Annotated in this window: 17 protein-coding genes; 8 read left to right on the plus strand and 9 right to left on the minus strand. The window is 64.4% G+C overall.

The window, feature by feature from the left end; genetic code table 11:
• Position 1 precedes the first annotated feature (1 nt).
• Together ACZIRK_RS13430 and ACZIRK_RS13435 are read left to right on the plus strand one after the other, a co-directional pair.
• Positions 2–1,129, plus strand: a complete 1,128-nt coding sequence (locus ACZIRK_RS13430; protein ID WP_130223404.1) for an ABC transporter permease — start codon at positions 2–4, stop codon at positions 1,127–1,129.
• 97 nt (positions 1,130–1,226) lie between these two features.
• Entirely contained in the window at positions 1,227–1,568 is a 342-nt protein-coding gene (locus ACZIRK_RS13435) for a hypothetical protein (protein ID WP_130223406.1), read from the plus strand.
• 9 nt (positions 1,569–1,577) lie between these two features.
• Here ACZIRK_RS13435 and ACZIRK_RS13440 read toward each other — a convergent pair whose 3' ends face one another.
• Complete coding sequence (locus ACZIRK_RS13440) at positions 1,578–2,384, minus strand: enoyl-CoA hydratase/isomerase family protein (protein ID WP_130223408.1); 807 nt, start codon at positions 2,382–2,384, stop codon at positions 1,578–1,580.
• Positions 2,385–2,465: 81 nt separating this feature from the next.
• On the opposite strand from ACZIRK_RS13440, the gene nthA reads away from it, so the two are divergent.
• Genes nthA through ACZIRK_RS13455 form a run of 3 tightly spaced genes read left to right on the plus strand, consistent with a single transcriptional unit; the run spans position 2,466 to position 4,122 of the window.
• On the plus strand, positions 2,466–3,086 hold the full coding sequence (nthA, locus tag ACZIRK_RS13445) for a nitrile hydratase subunit alpha (RefSeq protein ID WP_130223536.1): 621 nt from the start codon (positions 2,466–2,468) through the stop codon (positions 3,084–3,086).
• Positions 3,083–3,742, plus strand: coding sequence for a nitrile hydratase subunit beta (gene nthB, locus ACZIRK_RS13450; RefSeq protein WP_130223410.1), 660 nt, complete (start codon positions 3,083–3,085; stop codon positions 3,740–3,742). The genes nthA and nthB overlap by 4 nt, the downstream gene beginning before the upstream one ends.
• Positions 3,742–4,122, plus strand: coding sequence for a nitrile hydratase accessory protein (locus tag ACZIRK_RS13455; RefSeq protein ID WP_165435058.1), 381 nt, complete (start codon positions 3,742–3,744; stop codon positions 4,120–4,122). The genes nthB and ACZIRK_RS13455 overlap by 1 nt, the downstream gene beginning before the upstream one ends.
• Here ACZIRK_RS13455 and queC read toward each other — a convergent pair.
• Positions 4,119–4,835 carry a 7-cyano-7-deazaguanine synthase QueC gene (gene queC, locus ACZIRK_RS13460; protein WP_463327447.1) on the minus strand — a complete coding sequence of 239 codons (717 nt, stop codon included), beginning with the start codon at positions 4,833–4,835 and terminating at the stop codon, positions 4,119–4,121. The two genes, ACZIRK_RS13455 and queC, sit on opposite strands and share 4 nt — an antisense overlap.
• Positions 4,836–4,962: 127 nt before the next feature.
• Here queC and mazG point away from each other — a divergent pair, with 127 nt between their 5' ends.
• Complete coding sequence (mazG, locus tag ACZIRK_RS13465; RefSeq protein ID WP_130223540.1) at positions 4,963–5,793, plus strand: nucleoside triphosphate pyrophosphohydrolase; 831 nt, start codon at positions 4,963–4,965, stop codon at positions 5,791–5,793.
• 78 nt (positions 5,794–5,871) lie between these two features.
• Here mazG and hflX read toward each other — a convergent pair whose 3' ends face one another.
• The 7 genes from hflX to dusB all read right to left on the minus strand — a co-directional run bounded on the left by hflX (position 5,872) and on the right by dusB (position 15,358).
• Positions 5,872–7,254 (minus strand): GTPase HflX, encoded by a 1,383-nt coding sequence (hflX, locus tag ACZIRK_RS13470; protein WP_130223412.1) that lies wholly within the window; start codon positions 7,252–7,254, stop codon positions 5,872–5,874.
• Positions 7,255–7,265: 11 nt separating this feature from the next.
• Positions 7,266–7,514, minus strand: a complete 249-nt coding sequence (hfq, locus tag ACZIRK_RS13475) for an RNA chaperone Hfq (protein ID WP_027578348.1) — start codon at positions 7,512–7,514, stop codon at positions 7,266–7,268.
• 261 nt (positions 7,515–7,775) lie between these two features.
• Positions 7,776–9,146: a nitrogen assimilation response regulator NtrX gene (gene ntrX / locus ACZIRK_RS13480; protein ID WP_130223414.1), complete on the minus strand. Its 1,371-nt coding sequence runs from the start codon at positions 9,144–9,146 to the stop codon at positions 7,776–7,778.
• A 16-nt stretch (positions 9,147–9,162) separates the two neighbouring features.
• Entirely contained in the window at positions 9,163–11,541 is a 2,379-nt protein-coding gene (locus ACZIRK_RS13485) for a sensor histidine kinase (protein WP_130223416.1), read from the minus strand.
• Positions 11,542–11,732: 191 nt separating this feature from the next.
• Complete coding sequence (ntrC, locus tag ACZIRK_RS13490; RefSeq protein WP_130223418.1) at positions 11,733–13,175, minus strand: nitrogen regulation protein NR(I); 1,443 nt, start codon at positions 13,173–13,175, stop codon at positions 11,733–11,735.
• Positions 13,176–13,184: 9 nt separating this feature from the next.
• A complete protein-coding gene (locus ACZIRK_RS13495) occupies positions 13,185–14,360 on the minus strand; it encodes a two-component system sensor histidine kinase NtrB (RefSeq protein WP_130223420.1) in 1,176 nt (391 codons plus the stop codon).
• A complete protein-coding gene (gene dusB, locus ACZIRK_RS13500) occupies positions 14,357–15,358 on the minus strand; it encodes a tRNA dihydrouridine synthase DusB (protein WP_463327460.1) in 1,002 nt (333 codons plus the stop codon). Before dusB ends, ACZIRK_RS13495 begins: the two co-directional genes overlap by 4 nt.
• 288 nt (positions 15,359–15,646) lie before the next feature.
• On the opposite strand from dusB, the gene ACZIRK_RS13505 reads away from it, so the two are divergent.
• On the plus strand, positions 15,647–16,843 hold the full coding sequence (locus ACZIRK_RS13505; protein WP_130223422.1) for a bifunctional 2-C-methyl-D-erythritol 4-phosphate cytidylyltransferase/2-C-methyl-D-erythritol 2,4-cyclodiphosphate synthase: 1,197 nt from the start codon (positions 15,647–15,649) through the stop codon (positions 16,841–16,843).
• A 2-nt stretch (positions 16,844–16,845) separates the two neighbouring features.
• Complete coding sequence (locus ACZIRK_RS13510) at positions 16,846–17,448, plus strand: CinA family protein (protein ID WP_130223424.1); 603 nt, start codon at positions 16,846–16,848, stop codon at positions 17,446–17,448.
• Positions 17,449–17,548 lie beyond the last annotated feature (100 nt).

Below are 17,548 nucleotides of genomic sequence, written 5' to 3' on the forward strand. Positions count from 1 at the left end.
GATGCGCTCCCTCTCCAACATCGTCTGGCTCGGCACCAAGGAGCTGCGCAGCTTTTTCAGCGACTGGGTGCTGCTCGGGTTCGTGATCTACTCATTCTCGCTTGCCGTCATTAGCCAGGCGCAAAGCAATTCACAGGAAGTGTTTCATGCCTCGATCGGGCTGGTCGACGAAGACCATTCGGAATTGTCCCGCCGGATCACGCATGCGTTCCTGATGCCCTATTTCAAGGAGCCGGTGGCGATCGCGCAAGCCGATATCGAACATCTGATGGATACCGGCAAATACACTTTCGTCATCGATATTCCCCCCAACTTCCAACGCGACATCTTGGCGGGTCGCCAGCCCGGACTGCAGATCAATGTCGACGCCACCGCGATGATCCAGGCCGGCCTGGGATCGGGCTACGCGCAACAGATCATCAATACCGAGATTGCTCAGTTCGTGTCGCAGGTGGAACGCGTGCCGGAATCGCCAGTCAACCTGGCGGCCAGGATCGCGTTCAATCCCAACGTGATGACGGCCTGGTTCTCCAGCGTCATGGGCATCATCTCGAGCGTCACCATGCTCGCGATCATCCTCGCCGGTGCAGCGTTGGTACGCGAGCGTGAGCATGGCACGATGGACCATCTCCTGGTGATGCCGCTGAGCCCGTTCGAGATCGCGATGTCGAAAATCTGGGCCAACGGGTTCGTCATTGCGGTCGCGGTCGGCCTGTCGCTCTATCTGGTGGTCCGCTTGCTGCTGCAGATCCCGATTGCCGGCTCGATCCCGCTCTTCATGTTTGGAGCGATCCTCTATCTGTTCTTCGCGACCGCGATCGGGCTGTTCCTGGGCACTGTTGCGCGGTCGATGCCGCAGCTCGGCCTGCTCTACATGCTGGTCGCCGTTCCCATGAACGTCCTGTCCGGCGGCGCCACGCCGCTGGAGAGCATGCCGCCCTGGCTTGCGACAGTGATGCAGGCGTCGCCCTCGACCCACTTCGTGTCCTTCGCGCAGGCGATCCTCTATCGCGGCGCCGGGCTCGATGTGGTGTGGCCGCAATTCCTTGCCGTCGCCGGCATCGCCTCGCTGTTCCTGGTGCTGTCGCTGCTGCGTTTCCGGTCCACGCTCAGCTCGGCCTCGAACTAGTCATAACGATCACGTTCACGTGCTCGGCCGCCGGCTTGATCTTCGTCAACATCGAACGAGCTTGTCTAATGATGATTGATACGACCGGAGGTCGAACATGCGCAAATTCATCATTTTTGCCGCGCTCGGCGCGGCCGCTTCAATTGCAGCATCACACGATGTGCGCGCGGCGGACGCGGTGCCGAAATTTGACATCGCCAAAATCTGCAAAGCAGAGACGGCTGAGACGGTAGGGATCGGAGAGACCCTGGCGTCCTGCACGAAGGCCGAAGAGCAGGCGCGGACGCAAGTGGCTGGGCAGTGGAGCAAGTTCACGGCGAAGGACAAGGCGGCATGCATCAGCGAGTCCAGCATCGACGGCACGCCGAGCTATGTCGAGCTCCAGACCTGCCTCGAAATGGCCGCTGACGCGCATGCTACGACGGCAGCGCGAAAGTAGCCCGAAGCGCTATCGCCCCCTGAACCGCGGTTTCCGCCGTTCCAGGAATGCCGCCACGCCCTCTTTGTGATCCTCGGTCACGCTTGCCAGCGCGAACTGATCGACATCCATATGGCTAGCCAGATCATCGAGCGCGTGCGCGAGGCGGTTGACCGTGAGCTTTGTCATGGCGACCGAGATCGGCGGCTGCGCCGCGATCTTTGTCGCAAGCGTCATGGCCGCCTCAAGCGCCTTGCCGGGTTCGGCCACCTGCTCCACCAATCCCCATTCATAGGCCTCCGCGGCGGAGATGCGGTCGTCGGCGAGGATCACGGCCTGCTTGGTCCGTGCCGGTCCCATCAGATGCAGCATGCGCGGCACGCTCTGCCAGCTCATGTTCATGCCGAGCCCGATCTCGGGCACGCGCATATGGGCATCGCGCGCCATGACGCGGAAGTCGAGCGCAACCGCCAGCGCCACGCCACCGCCGATGCAAAAGCCCTCGATTGCGCCGATCGTGACCTGTTCCATGTCCTGCCAGGCCCGCGTCAGCCGCGGCCCCAGTTTCAGATGGCGGCGCAGCGTGCCGATGTCCATGGTGCGACGCGAACGGCCTTCGGCGTCCTTGAGATCGAAGCCGGCGCTGAAGGATTTTGCGCCGCCGGTGAGCACGACAACTGATGTCGCGCCGTCATCCTCGAAGCTGCGGGCCGCATCGGTGAGCTGGCGCAGCGCTTCTGGCGACAGCGCATTGATGCCGTCCCCGCGATCGAAGCGGACGACCGCGATCCGGCCTTCAGGGCCTAGGCCTTTTTCGATTTTTACGTATTCCGCCACGATTGCCTCCCTGTCATGGTCGAAATGCTAGCAGACTCTATGCCTCGACATCCCCCGGATTCTTCGCCTATCCTCGCCGCCATGAGCGATCATCATCACGACCACGACCATTCGGAACTGTCCGAGACCGAGCTGCGCGTGCGCGCGCTCGAAACGATCTTGACCGAGAAGGGCTATGTCGAGCCGGCCGCGCTCGACGCCATCATTCAGGCCTATGAGACCCGGATCGGCCCGCACAACGGTGCGCGGGTCGTCGCCAAAGCCTGGACAGATCCGTCGTTCAAGCAGGCGCTGCTGGAGGACGGCAGCAAGGCCGTCGGCACGCTCGGCCATGTCAGCCGCGTGGGCGACCATCTCGTCGTGGTCGAGAACACGCCGCAGCGCCACAACATGGTCGTGTGCACTTTGTGCTCCTGCTACCCCTGGGAAATGCTCGGCCTGCCGCCGGTCTGGTACAAGGCCGCGCCCTACCGTTCGCGCGCGGTGAAAGACCCGCGCGGCGTGCTCGCCGATTTCGGCGTGACGCTGCCGAAGGAGACCGAAATCCGGGTGTGGGACTCGACCGCCGAGACGCGCTTCCTGGTGCTGCCGATGCGGCCCGAAGGCACCGAGGGCTGGAGCGAGGCGCAGCTTGCGGACCTCGTGACACGCGATTCCATGATCGGCACCGGGTTCCCGAAGTGGCCGGGAGCGCCATCATGAACGGCGTGCACGACATGGGCGGCATGGACGGGTTCGGCAAGGTCGAGCCCGAGCCGAACGAGCCGATGTTCCATGCCGCATGGGAAGCGCGGGTGATGGCGATGGTGCGCGCGATGGGCGCGGCCGGCGCCTTCAACATCGACACCTCGCGCTATTATCGCGAAGCCTTGCCGCCGCACGTCTATCTTGCCAGTTCCTATTATAAGAAGTGGCTGCTCGGGCTCGAGGACCTTTTGCTGGACAAGGGGTTCATCGCAAAGGAGGACGTCGACACGGGCCATGCCGCGCAGCCGCCAAAGCCGCTCAAGCATGGCAAATTCGAGCTCGATGACGTCGAGCGCGTGATGGTACGCGGCAAGTTCGGCCGCGCGGCGCCGGCGCCCGCAAAGTTCAAGGCAGGCGACAGGGTGCGCGCGAAGAACATCCACCCCCTCACGCACACGCGGCTGCCCCGCTATGTGCGCGGCCATGTCGGCGTGGTCGAGCGCGACCATGGCTGTCACGTGTTTCCGGACTCCGCCGCAATGGAAGCCGGCGAGAACCCGCAGTGGCTCTACACCGTGGTGTTCGACGGGACCGAATTGTGGGGCCCGGAGTCCGATCCGACCGTCAAGATTTCGGTCGACGCCTTCGAGCCATATCTGGAGCGTGCCTGATGGACAGCGCCGCAGCCGCGCGCGCCACCGCCGCCGTCCCGAGCATCCCGCGCGACGATGAAGGCCCGGTGTTCCGCGAACCCTGGGAAGCGCAGGCCTTTGCGATGGCGCTAACGCTGCACGAGCGCGGCTTGTTCACCTGGAACGAATGGGCCGCAGCCCTCGCCGACCAGATCAAGCGCGCACAGGCGGAAGGCGATCCCGACACCGGCGAGACTTATTATCGCCACTGGCTCGCGACGCTGGAATATCTCGTCGCCGAAAAAGGCGTCGCCACTGCCGCCACCCTCCACCGCTACCGCGACGCCTGGGATCACGCCGCCGACCGCACCCCACACGGCAAGCCGATCGAACTGCGGCCGGAGGATTTTGCGGGCTAGCGTTGGGCGGCCGCATACTCCCGCCATCCCCTCTCCCGCAGCGTACACGCCGGGCATTCGCCGCAGCCGTAGCCCCAGTCGTGCGGCGCGCCGCGGTCGCCGAGATAGCAGGTATGGGAATGCTCGCGGATCAGGTCGACCAGGCCGGTGCCGCCGAGTTCATGAGCGAGATTCCAGGTTTCGGCCTTGCTCAGCCACATCAGCGGCGTGTGCAGTTCGAAATCCTTGGCCATGCCGAGGCTGAGCGCCGACTGCAGTGCCTTGATGGTCTCGTTGCGGCAATCGGGATAACCGGAATAGTCAGTCTCGCACATGCCACCGATGATGTGGCGGATGCCGCGGCGGTAGGCCAGCGCGGCTGCGAAGGTGAGGAATACGAGGTTGCGGCCGGGCACGAAAGTATTGGGCAAGCCGTCCGCGCCCATCGCGATCGCGACGTCACGTGTTAGCGCGGTGTCGGAAATTTCGACGAGCGTCGGGATTTCCAGCGTGTGACTCTCGCCCAGCTTTGAAGCCCAGTCCGGCCGCAGCGCCTTGATGCCGGAGATCAGCCCCTCCCGGCATTCGAGTTCGATCGCGTGGCGCTGCCCATAGCCAAAACCGAGCATTTCGGCGCGCGCAAAATGCTTGAGCGCCCAGGCAAGGCAGGTGGTGGAATCCTGCCCGCCGGAGAACAGCACCAGCGCGATTTCGGACGACAAATCTTCGCTCATGGCGCGCGCTTTAGCACCGCCAGCGATGGCGGCCAACCGGTGGAAATCGGCATATTTCAGCGTGTTCCGCTGGGATCGGCCGGTCGCTTACGGCATAAAGCGGGACAAGCAGAATTCTGGTGGCCGCATGACCCCTTCCCGCGACATTTCACGCCTCATCGAGATCATGGCCGCCTTGCGCACGCCGGTGACCGGCTGCCCTTGGGACCTCGAGCAGAACTTTGCGACCATCGCCCCTTACACGATCGAGGAAGCCCATGAGGTGGTGGATGCCATCACCCGCGGCGATCTCGACGATCTCAGGGAAGAACTCGGCGATCTGCTGTTGCAGGTCGTGTTCCACGCCCAAATGGCGGAGGAGCAGAACGCCTTTGCGTTCGGCGACGTTGTGGAGGCGATCACCAGGAAGATGATCCGGCGGCATCCGCACGTGTTCGCCGACAAGGACGGCAATCTCGCCCCCTCCCACGTCAAGGAAGTCTGGGATCGCATCAAGGCCGAGGAGAAGGCCGAGCGTGCAGCGCGCCGGCCGCCGGAAGAGGCCGGGCACAAATCGTTGCTTGCCGGCATCAAGGCCGGCCAGCCTGCCCTCACGCGCGCGATGGAGCTGCAGCGCAAGGCCTCGACCGTCGGCTTTGACTGGAACGATCCGCGCGCGGTGTTGAAGAAGATCCGTGAGGAAGCCGACGAGATCGAGGCCGCACTCGACGGGGCCGATGCCGATGAACTGGCGGAAGAAACCGGCGACCTCCTATTCGCGGTGGTCAATCTCGCGCGGCACGTCGGCGCCGATCCGGAAACCGCACTCCGCGGCACCAACGCCAAATTCGAGCGCCGCTTCGCCTATATCGAGCGCGCGCTAGAGGCGAAAGGGCGTTCGCTGCAAGACGCATCTCTCGAAGAGATGGATGCGCTGTGGAACGAAGCGAAAGGTGCCCGTAGCCCGGATGGAGCGTAAGCGAAATCCGGGGTTCTTGCGTTTGGCTCGACCGGTCCCGGATTGCGCTGCGCTCCATCCGGGCTACGGGGCTTCCGCTCACATCACATGCGGCACGGCATCGAAGCGTGACACGACGATATCGCGCTTCGTCTCGTCGACGCGCACGGTCATATCAAAGCGGCCGTCATGCAGCTTCTTGTCAAGCACTTCGGAATTGCGGTGCAGCCAGCTAATGCCGGCGCCGTCGGAGGCATCGATCGACAGGTCCAGCGTCATGCGCTTTGCCGCCAGCCGATCCTCGATCGCGGCGAGCAGTTCGTCGACGCCCTCCCCGCTCCAGGCGGAGACCAGGAAGGCCGGCCGCTCCGGCGGACGGCGGGCGGCGATGTTGCGCAAATTCGCGCGCTCCTCGGGATCGAAGCAGTCGATCTTGTTCCAGACTTCGATGATGCGCTGGCCGCCGTCGGCATCGGGATCGATCCCGAGCTGGCGCAGCACCGCCTCGACGTCGCGCTCCTGGGCCTCGGCATCGTCATGCGAGATGTCGCGGACGTGGAGGATGAGATCGGCTTCCAGCACCTCTTCCAGCGTGGCGCGGAATGCCGCGACGAGCTGCGTCGGCAGGTTGGAGATGAAGCCGACGGTATCAGACAGCATCGCCTTGCCACCATGCGGCAGATGCAGCGCACGGAGCGTCGGATCGAGCGTCGCGAACAGCATATCGGCGGCCTGGACATCGGCACGGGTCAGCCGGTTGAACAGCGTCGACTTGCCCGCATTGGTGTAGCCAACCAGCGCCACCACGCGGTACGGCACACGCTGGCGGCCGGCGCGGTGCAATCGCCGCGTCGCCTGAACCTTCTTCAGCTCGCTTTCGAGCTTGGTGATGCGCTCGCTGATCAGTCGCCGGTCGGCCTCGATCTGGGTTTCGCCGGGGCCGCCCATGAAGCCGAAGCCGCCGCGCTGACGCTCCAGATGGGTCCATGACCGCACCAGCCGGCTGCGCTGGTAATTGAGATGCGCGAGCTCGACCTGCAGCGCGCCTTCCCTGGTCTTGGCGCGGCGGCCAAATATCTCCAGGATCAGGCCGGTGCGGTCGAGCACCTTGGTGTTCCAGGCCTTCTCAAGGTTGCGCTGCTGGATCGGCGACAGCGCGCAATCCATCACTACGAGCTCGATATTGTGCCCGGCGACGAGGCCGGTGATCTCCTCGACCTTGCCCTTGCCGAGATAGGTCGCCGGCCTGATCTGGCTGACCGGGGCAATCACGCTGTCGATCACCGTGAGGTCGATGGCGCGGGCAAGCCCGGCCGCTTCCTCGATCCGGCCCTCGAAATCGCGGACAGAGGCCTCCGTTTGCGCCTCGGCCTCGCCGCGGCGCATGCGCATGTACGGGCCGACGACAATCACCCGGCCCGTCTCAACTCCCTCCGCCGACCGTGGCCGGTCGGCGGCCCCTTCACGATTACGGGGCTCCAATCAGTTCACTCTCACCCCTGTGTATCTTCACCGCCTTCAAACAACTGGATCGGTGCGCCCGGCATGATGGTCGAGATCGCGTGCTTGTAGACAAGCTGCGAATGACCGTCGCGCCGGAGTAAAAGGCAGAAATTGTCAAACCAGGTGACAATGCCCTGCAGTTTAACGCCATTCACCAGAAAGATCGTCAGTGGCGTCTTGGTCTTACGAACATGATTTAGGAAGGTGTCTTGTAGATTTTGAGCGCGGTCTGCCGCCATTTTTGTTGTCCCGCCGTCTTGTGGTTCTTCTTATTGGAATGTTGGAACCGGTTGGAGCCCTCTGACGGAGCCTTTCCCCGGTTGCCGGCCTATCCTGAGTTCCCCCTCTGACAGGCTCGGCGGTAGGATTAGAGGGCAGGCCCGCCCATTAGGCAAGCCGCTTGACGCGCCACCCATGAACAAGAATCGGCAATTGCCGCAAAAGCATGGGGAAAAAAGCGATCATTCCCAGTCAATTGCATGGATCTGCGACCGGTTGGCTCAGCCGACCCCCAAGGCCTTGAGCTTGCGATGGAGCGCGGAGCGCTCCATCCCGACGAACTCCGCCGTGCGCGAGATATTGCCGGAAAACCGGCTGATCTGGGCGATCAGATAGTCGCGCTCGAATACCTCTCGCGCCTCGCGCAGCGGTAATCCCATGATGTGCTCGCCATTGCTGCTGGTCGGCATCGCCGGCACCATCGAGCCGACGTCCTGCGGCAGCATGTCCGCGGTGATGATCGCCTCCGGGCCGCCGCCGGCCAGAATCATCACCCGCTCGACATTGTTGCGGAGCTGGCGGACGTTGCCGGGCCAGACATGGGACTGCAGCACCGCCATCGCGTCCTGGCCGATCTGCCGCTTCGGCAGGCCGGTCGCCGCCGAGATCTGGTCCATGAAATAGTCGATCAGTTCGGGAATATCCTCGCGACGCTCCGACAGCGGCGGCACCCGGATCGGCACCACCGACAGGCGATGGTAGAGATCCTCGCGGAAGTGGCCGGCCGCGATCTCCTCCTCCAGGTTGCGCGCCGTGGAGGAGATGATCCGGACGTCGACATGGACCTTTGCGGTGCCGCCGGAGCGTTGAAACGTCTGGTCGACCAGCACGCGCAAGATCTTGTTCTGGGTTTCGCGCGGCATATCGGCGATCTCGTCGATGAACAGCGTGCCGCCATGCGCCTCTTCCAGGGCGCCCGGCTTGCGCGGCTGCTCACCATTGGAAGCCTCAACGCCGAACAGCTCGACCTCCATTCGCTCGGGCGTGATCGCGGCCGCGTTGATGACGACGAACGGGCCGTCGGCGCGGCTCGATGCCTGGTGCAGCGTACGCGCCACCAGCTCCTTGCCGGAGCCTGCCGGCCCCACGATCAGGATGCGGCTGTTGGCCTTGGCGGCGCGCTCGATGGTCTGGCGTAACTGGTTCATGCAGGCGGAGCGGCCGGTCAAAACGCTTGCAGTTGGAGCCTGTTGCTTGAGTTCTTTCACTTCGCGCTTGAGACGCGAATTCTCCAGCGCCCGGTTGGCGACCAGGATCAGCCGGTCCGACTTGAACGGCTTTTCGATGAAGTCATAGGCGCCGCGCTTGATCGCGGCGACCGCGGTCTCGATGTTGCCGTGGCCGGAGATCATCACCACCGGCAGGTCGGCATTGTCCTTCTTGATCTGCTCCAGGAGCTGCAGCCCGTCGAGCTTGGAGCCCTGCAGCCAGATGTCGAGGAAGACCAGATGCGGGCGACGGTTGGCGATCTCCGCCAGCGCCGAATCGCTGTCGCGCGCGGTGCGCGAGGAAAAGCCTTCGTCTTCGAGGATGCCGGCAACGAGGTCGCGAATGTCTGCTTCATCGTCGACAATCAGAATGTCACTTGCCATGGGTTACACCTGCCTGTCAGTCGCCTGTCGCTGCTTGGATTTTCGCTTGGATATTGGTCGTGGATGCCGGGTCGCTGGTCGCGGACGCCGGCGGATTTTTTTCTTCGTCCCGCGCGCTTGACTGCTGCGACTCGGGGCCGGCCGCCGGAGGCGGCTCCTTGGTCCCCGCGTTCGGCGGCTGACCGGAGACGGCGAATCGAAGCCGCATCCAGGCACCGCGCTGCCCGGGACGGAAGTCGGAAGCATCCTTGAGCTCGATGCGGCCACCATGGTCTTCGAGCACGCGGCCGACGATCGCAAGCCCGAGCCCGGTGCCCTTCTGGCGCGTCGTGACATAGGGCTCGAGCAGACGCGCGCGCGCGACCTTCGGCAGACCGATGCCGTTGTCGATCACGTCGATGATGATCTCCTCGCCCTCGCCCTCGCGCTGCGCGATGACGTCGATCCGCCCCTTGCCCAGCTCTTCCGGCGGCACCTGCTCGATCGCTTCGGTCGCGTTCTTGATGATGTTGGTCAGCGCCTGCGAGATCAGCCGGCGATCGAACTGCGCCCGCATCGGGTCCTGCTTGATGTCGGCCTCGATATCGAGCTCGGGGTGCGCGACCTTCATCAGGAACACCGCCTGCCGCACGGTGTCGGCGACATCCTCGCCTTCCATCACCGGCTTCGGCATGCGGGCGAAGCGCGAGAATTCGTCGACCATGCGCCTGATGTCGTCGACCTGGCGCACGATGGTGTCGGTGCATTGTTCGAAGATGGACTTGTCCTTCTCCTCGGTGATGGTCTTGCCGAATTTGCGGCGGATGCGTTCGGCCGAGAGCTGGATCGGGGTCAGCGGGTTTTTGATCTCATGCGCGATACGGCGGGCGACATCGCCCCAGGCCGAGGTGCGCTGGGCCGAGACCAGTTCGGTGATGTCGTCGAGCGTGATGATGTAATTGTCCCAGGAGTGGCTGGTCTTCTCGGCGGAGATGCGGACCGACAAATTGCGCTCGTGGCCGTCGCGGGTGATGGTGATCTGGCCCTGGACCAGCCGCTGGGTGCCCTCCCGTGCCGTCTTCATCATCTCGTCAAGCTCGGGAAGCACGTCCGAGAGGGGATGACCCAAGGTCTCCGATTCGGCGTGGCCGATCAGCTTCTCCGCCGAGCGATTGAGGGTGCCGACGCTGCCGGACGGATCGACGCCGATGATGCCGGCGCTGGCCGATGACAGCACGGCCTCGATGAAGCGCCGGCGGCTGTCGATCAGTTCGCTGGCATTGACGAGTTCATCGCGCTGGGTCCGCAACTCCTGCGTCATCTTGTTGAAGGTTTGCCCGAGCTGGGCGAGATCGCCTTCCGATCTATGGACCGGAACCTGGATGTTGAGGTCGCCGGTCGACACCTGATTGGCGGCGCTCATCAGACTGCGGATTGGCGACACGAGCCAGTTGGCGAAATTGAGCCCGATCAGCACCGACGCGACCAGAATGGTCAGCGCAATCACCGCAAACACCAGCGCGAAGGTCACCTGGATGCCGAGCCTCTGCGCTTCGATCGCGGCATATTCGGCAGCGCTGGCCTGGGTCTGCTTGAGCTGGGCAACGATGGTCGGATCAAGTAGACGCGCCACGTACAGGAACGTGTCGTCATAAGCCCGCAGCCGGACCACGGACGCGACATAGCTTTCGGGGAAAACCGAGATTTCCGGCTCGGTCTCGTTGATGTTCTTGAGAATTTCGAGCGGTGGTAGTGCGTAGTTCAGACGACTACCGGTATCGGCGCTGTCGAGGACGTTGCCGTCCTTGTCCAATAGCAGCGCAACCGGCAGATTACGCGCCGCCGCGCCCGCCGTCAGGAGCTGCATGAACGTCATGCGATCCTGGTCATACAGTGGCCTTGCATGGGCGAGGTCGTTTGCCATCCCCAGGACGTCGCCGCGAATGAGCTGCGCATGCTCCTGCATGTAGGCGCCGGCGATCGTCACCGAATTCTGGATCGCTACCCGCGTCGGTCCCGAAAACAGCCGGTCGAGGCCGCGATCGAGCATGACATTGGCGACGATCGCGACCACCACCGCAGGCAACACCGCAATGATGGAAAACAGGCTGACGATCTGGACGTGAAGCCTCGCCGCCGCACGGCCGCGGCGCCGGGCCTGAATTACCTGCCAGATTTCGCGGATGATGATCCCGAGGAGCAGCAGGATCGTGCCTGCGTTGATCAGCAGGAATGAATAGACGACGTGCTTGGTCGGCTCGATCGGAGTCAGCCCCGTCAGCACCACGAAGGTCAGGAACGCCGACAAAAGCGCAACCGCGATGGCAAAGAGCGCCAGCCACTTCGCAAGCGGCAGTGCCCTTTTCTCGGTACGCGATGGATCGAACGGCTGGGCCGTGGTCTCTGGGCTGGTCATTCCGGCAAGGATGAACTGAAGGCCTCAACGTCCGCTGATCGAGCGGACTGATGCAATCATATCACAATGTTGCCGAATTGCGACATTTCCGCGGCGCTTGTTCAGGAATGAACAGGGTTCCACAGCCCTTGTCGGGAAGTTTCGTCATTCCGGGTTCGCGTCGCCGTGTCCCGGAATGACGGATCTCTAGGTTAGCCCCCGCTCCGGTAGACCTGAATATCGAGGTCCCTGATCTTCTTGCGCAGCGTGTTGCGATTGAGGCCAAGCAGGTCGGCGGCGCGGATCTGGTTGCCGCGGGTGGCCGCGAGCGCGGCCGTCAGCAGCGGCACCTCGATCTCCTTGAGGATGCGGTGGTAGAGCCCCGGGGGCGGCACGCCATTCGGGAAGCCGGAGAAGTGCGAGGACAAATAGGCCTCGACAGCGCCGCCGAGATTGTCCACCCCGTGCTGCGTGTTGCTGCCGGAGTTGACGGCCGGCGGGGCCAGTTCGCCATCGATGACGGACGCGGTGATCACATCCTGCGGATAAAGCGCCGCCAGCCGACGTGCGAGGTTTTCCAGCTCGCGGACGTTGCCGGGCCAGCGGTGCTGCTTCAGCCGCTCCAGCGCCTGGGCGTCGAGCTTCTTCGGCGGCAGACCGTCCTTCTCAGCGAGCGCAAAGAAGTGCCTGATCAGGTCGGGCAGATCCTCGATCCGCTCGCGCAGTGGCGGCAGCCGCAGCGGCACCACGTTCAGGCGGAAGAACAGGTCTTCGCGGAACAGGCCCTGCTGGATCAGTATCCGCAAATCCTTGTTGCTGGCGGCGACGATGCGCACGTCGGTCTTGATCGGGGTGCGTCCGCCGACGGTGGTGTATTCCCCCTGCTGCAGCACGCGCAGCAGCCGGGTCTGCGCCTCCATCGGCATGTCGCCGATCTCGTCGAGGAACAGGGTGCCGCCTTCCGCCTGCTCGAACCGGCCCGAGGCGCGAGTATTGGCGCCGGTGAACGCGCCGCGCTCATGGCCGAACAATTCCGACTCGATCAGGTCGCGCGGGATCGCGGCCATGTTGACGGCGACGAAGGGGCCGTTCCGCCGCTTGCCGTAGTCGTGCAGCGCACGAGCGACCAGTTCCTTGCCGGTGCCGGACTCGCCCGAGATCATCACGGTGAGGTCGGTCTGCATCAGCCGCGCCAGCACACGGTAGATTTCCTGCATCGCCGGCGAGCGGCCGACCAACGGGATCGAGTCGAACTCGGAATCGTCGGCGGCGCTCGTCACCCTCTCCTTCGGCTCCGCGAGCGCCCGCCCGACGATGGTGATCAGCTCCTTCAGGTCGAACGGCTTCGGCAGATATTCGTAGGCGCCGCGTTCGGAAGCCCTGATCGCCGTCATGAAGGTGTTTTGCGCGCTCATGACGATGACGGGCAGGTTCGGCCGCATCTTCTTGATCCGCGGTAGCAGGTCGAACGCGTTCTCGTCCGGCATCACCACGTCGGTGATGACGAGATCGCCCTCGCCCTGGCTGACCCAGCGCCACAGCGTCGCCGCGTTGCCGGTCAACCGCACCTCATACCCGGCGCGTGACAGAGCCTGGTTGAGAACCGTGCGGATGGCGGTGTCGTCATCAGCAACGAGAATGCTACCTGCGGGCATTGTCTTTCCTCATCTTGCGTCCTGTGAGGCATGCGATGGCGTACCCGGAACGTCCTCGCGGCTGCTTTGGTCGATTTGTTTGGCGGGGTTGTACATCGGCATCAGCACGCGGAAGGTGGTCTTCCGCGGCTGGGATTCGCATTCGATGATGCCGCCGTGATCGCCGACGATTTTGGCGACGAGCGCAAGCCCGAGGCCACTGCCGGTCTGTTTTGTGGTGACGAAGGGATCGAACAGATTGGGCAACAGGTCTTCCGGCACGCCGGAGCCGTTGTCCTTGACGCAGAATTCCAGCGGTAGCGACACCCGCGATTTCTTGCCGGGCACCGAAAGCCGGACGCCTGGACGGAACGCGGTGGTGAGCTGAATTTCCGCATCGGTGCCGAGATCGGCCACCGCCTCGGCGGCGTTCTTCACCAGGTTGAGGAACACCTGGATGAGCTGATCCTGGTTGGCGAGAACCGGCGGCAGCGACGGGTCGTAGTCCTCGATGAAACGGACGTTGCGCGCGAAGCCGGACTGCGCCAGCCGTTTGACGTGGTCGAGCACCGAATGAATGTTGACCGGGCCGCGGGCGACCGGCCGATCGTCGCCGAACACTTCCATGCGGTCCACCAAGGTGACGATGCGGTCGGCCTCGTCGCAGATCAGCCGGGTCAGCATGCGATCATCGGAGGACGCCTGCTGCTCCAGGAGTTGCGCCGCGCCGCGGATGCCCGACAGCGGGTTCTTGATCTCATGCGCCAGCATCGCCGCCAGCGCGATCACGGAGCGCGCGGCGCTGCGATGGGTGAGCTGCCGGTCCATCTTGTCGGCGATGGTGCGCTCCTGCAGCATCACGACGATATGCCCCGGCCGTTCCGTGACCGGCGCCACATGCAAATCGACCTGGCGGTCGCCGCCGATTCGCGGCGTGCCGAGGTCGACCTTGTATTCGTTGACCGGCGAGCCGCTGGTACGCACCTGGTCGATCAGCGCGAGCAGCGGGCTGCCGAACGGCACCAGCTCCTTCAGCGACTGCCGCTGCAGGAATTGCGTGGAGATTTCGAAAAACGATTCGGCGGCGATGTTGGCGTCGGCGATACGGCCATCCGGCGCCACCAGCAGCACCGGGTTCGGCAGCGCGTTGAGGATGGCCTCGCTGTCGGAGGGCATGCGCCGGCGAGTCTCTGCGGCTGATGTCATGCAGCAGCACTCCATGCAAAATCGTCATAAGCATCCTGAAGCGATTGATGCACACGCGAGGGCTCGTCCGAGGTCAGGATGCTTTGCCGCCAGCCCTTCAGCGTCGCGGCCGGAGCGCGGCTGCAGTGGGCGGCGATCTCCAGCGCCCAACCGAGATGTTTTCGCGCATGCTTGAGCCCGACACGGACCCCGTAATGGCTCAGGACAGCATCATAGAGCTCGCGGATATGGCTGAGCTGCTCGGCGAGCGGCGGCGCCTGCTCGGCGATGCCGGTCTCGAGCCGGCGCGCGATCTGCCCGGGTAGCCAGGGCTGCCCCTGCGCGCCGCGTCCGATCATGACCGCGTCCGCGCCGGACTTATCGAGCGCGGTCACCACCCTCTCGAAGGAGGTGATGTCGCCATTGACGACGAGCGGGATCGAGACGGCGTCCCTGACTTCGCGCACAGCGGCCCAATCCGCCTCGCCCTTGTAGAACTGGCAGCGGGTGCGGCCGTGCACCGTCACCATCTGCACGCCGGCGGCCTGCGCGCGGCGCGCCAGTTCCGGAGCGTTGCGCGAGCGATCATCCCAGCCCAGCCGCATCTTCAGTGTCACCGGCACCTTGACCGCGGCGATCGTCGCCTCGATCAGGCTCGTCGCGTGATCGAGGTCGCGCATCAAAGCGGAGCCGGACTGGCCGCCGGTGACGTGGCGCGCCGGACAGCCCATATTGATATCGATGATGTCGGCGCCGGCGGCTTCCGCGATCCTCGCGCCCTCGGCCATCCAGCGGGTCTCGCACCCGGCGAGTTGGACCACATGCGGCCCGATCCCGGCCGCCTCGCAGCGCAAAAGCGAGATTGCTCTGCCCTGCGCAAGATCGTCGCTTGCGGTCATCTCCGACACGACAAGCCCCGCGCCGAGACTCGCTGCGAGACGCCGAAACGGGGCATCGGTCACGCCGGACATGGGGGCGAGAAGCACCGGGTTGGCGACAGTAATGTCACCTATTTTCAAAGAGTTACGACGCGTTCTTGCGAGGCCGGTCACAGGCTTCTCGTGTTACTGGCGGCAGCCTCATCGCGCCGCTGTCCTCTATTTTGAGCACAATTCTTGTGCAGTCAAGCATTATGCCTATGGTTTAGACATTTCTATCATTTGCGCAAGTGCACCGCAACAAGAACCGCTTTTCCCACAGGGTATGGGAATAGCTCTGTCATTGCGCATCCAGCGTGGTAAGGGCTGTGCGCTGGCGGAAAGCTTGGCGCCCCTCTCCTCAACCTATCTCGTATACAGTTTCGACCAATGCCTAGACCTGAGCGTACCGCCGCCATCCTTGTCGCAGCCGGCCGCGGGCTTCGCGCCGGCGCAGGCGGGCCGAAGCAGTACCGGGTGATCGGCGGCCAGACGGTGATCTTCCGGGCGATGGAGCCGTTCAGCCGCCATCCCGATGTTTTCGCCGTGCAGCCCGTCGTCAATCCCGATGATGCCGCCCTCTTCAACGAAGCGGTGGTCGGCCTTCGCCATCGGCCGCCGACAAACGGTGGCGCAACCAGGCAGGCGTCCGTGCGTGCGGGACTGGAGGCACTTGCAAGCGAGAAGCCCGACATCGTGCTGATCCACGACGCTGCACGGCCGTTCGCGACCGAGGCGCTGATCTCGCGCGCGATCGATGCGGTCGGCCGTACCGGTGCTGCCATTCCCGTGGTCCCGGTCACCGATACCATCAAGCTGACCGGTGCGAGCGGCGATGTCGAAGCGACGCCCGACCGTGCGCTGCTGCGAATCGCGCAGACGCCACAGGTCTTTCGTTTCGACGTGATCTTGGATGCGCATCGCCGCGCTGCGCGCGAGGGCAGAAGCGATTTCACCGACGATGCCGCGATTGCCGAATGGGCGGGATTGACGGTGGCGACCTTTGAGGGCGATCCTGCGAACATGAAACTCACCACACCTGAAGACTTCGTCCGCGAGGAAGCCCGCCTCGCCAGCCTGCTCGGCGACATCAGGACCGGCACCGGCTATGACGTGCATGCCTTCGGTGAAGGTGATCACGTGATGATCTGCGGCGTGCGCGTGCCGCACACCAAGGGGTTTCTCGCCCACTCCGACGGCGACGTCGGCCTGCATGCGCTGGTCGATGCCATCCTCGGCGCGCTCGCGGACGGCGACATCGGCTCGCATTTTCCGCCTGTAGATCCGCAGTGGAAGGGCGCATCTTCCGACCGATTCCTGAAATATGCCGTCGATCGCGTCACCGCGCGCGGCGGCCGCATCGCCAACCTCGAGGTGACCCTGATCTGCGAGCGGCCGAAGATCGGCCCGCTGCGCGACACCATGCGGGCGAAGATCGCCGAGATCTCGGGCGTGAGCATCACGCGCATCGCGGTGAAGGCGACCACCAGCGAGAGACTGGGCTTTACCGGCCGTGAGGAAGGCATCGCAGCTACCGCGAGCGCCACCATTCGCCTTCCTTGGAACGACAAAGGTTGGAGCGAGTAACCATGAGCGGCAGCGACGCGCGCGCCCTCTCCCGCTCGCTGCTCGATCTGTGCCGGATGCGGAAATTGACCATCGCGACGGCGGAGTCCTGCACCGGCGGGCTGGTCGCGGGCGCGCTCACCGATATCCCCGGCTCCTCCGACGTCATCGATCGCGGCTTCGTCACCTATTCCAACGAGGCCAAACGTGCGATGCTCGGCGTCAACGCGCTGACGCTTTCGACTTTCGGCGCAGTCAGCAAGGAGACCGCAACCGCCATGGCGGTCGGTGCCCTGGAGCGCGCCGGCGTTGATCTTGCGGTCTCCATCACCGGCATCGCCGGCCCCGGCGGCGCCACCCCGGGCAAGCCGGTGGGCCTTGTGCATTTCGCGGTCGCCGCCCGCGATGGTCGGATCATGCATCGCGAGCACCGCTTCGGCGCAATCGGACGCAGCGCGGTGCGGCAACGCTCCGTGGTGGAAGCCCTGCGCATGTTGATGGAACTGGCACGCGGCCCCCAGGCCGCAACCAAGCCGCGCCGCGAAGCTGCCAGCCGCCTGCGTCCCCGCGTCGCGCGCTCCCCGCGCCGCAGCGCCGTCAAGCGCCGAAGACCGCCGCGGGCCTAACAGCTTCCTCTCCGTCATTGCGAGGAGCGAAGCGACGAAGCAATCCATGCCTCCGCAAGCGGCGCGATGGATTGCTTCGCTTCGCTCGCAATGAGGGTGA

The organism is Bradyrhizobium sp. Leo114 (assembly GCF_055229415.2).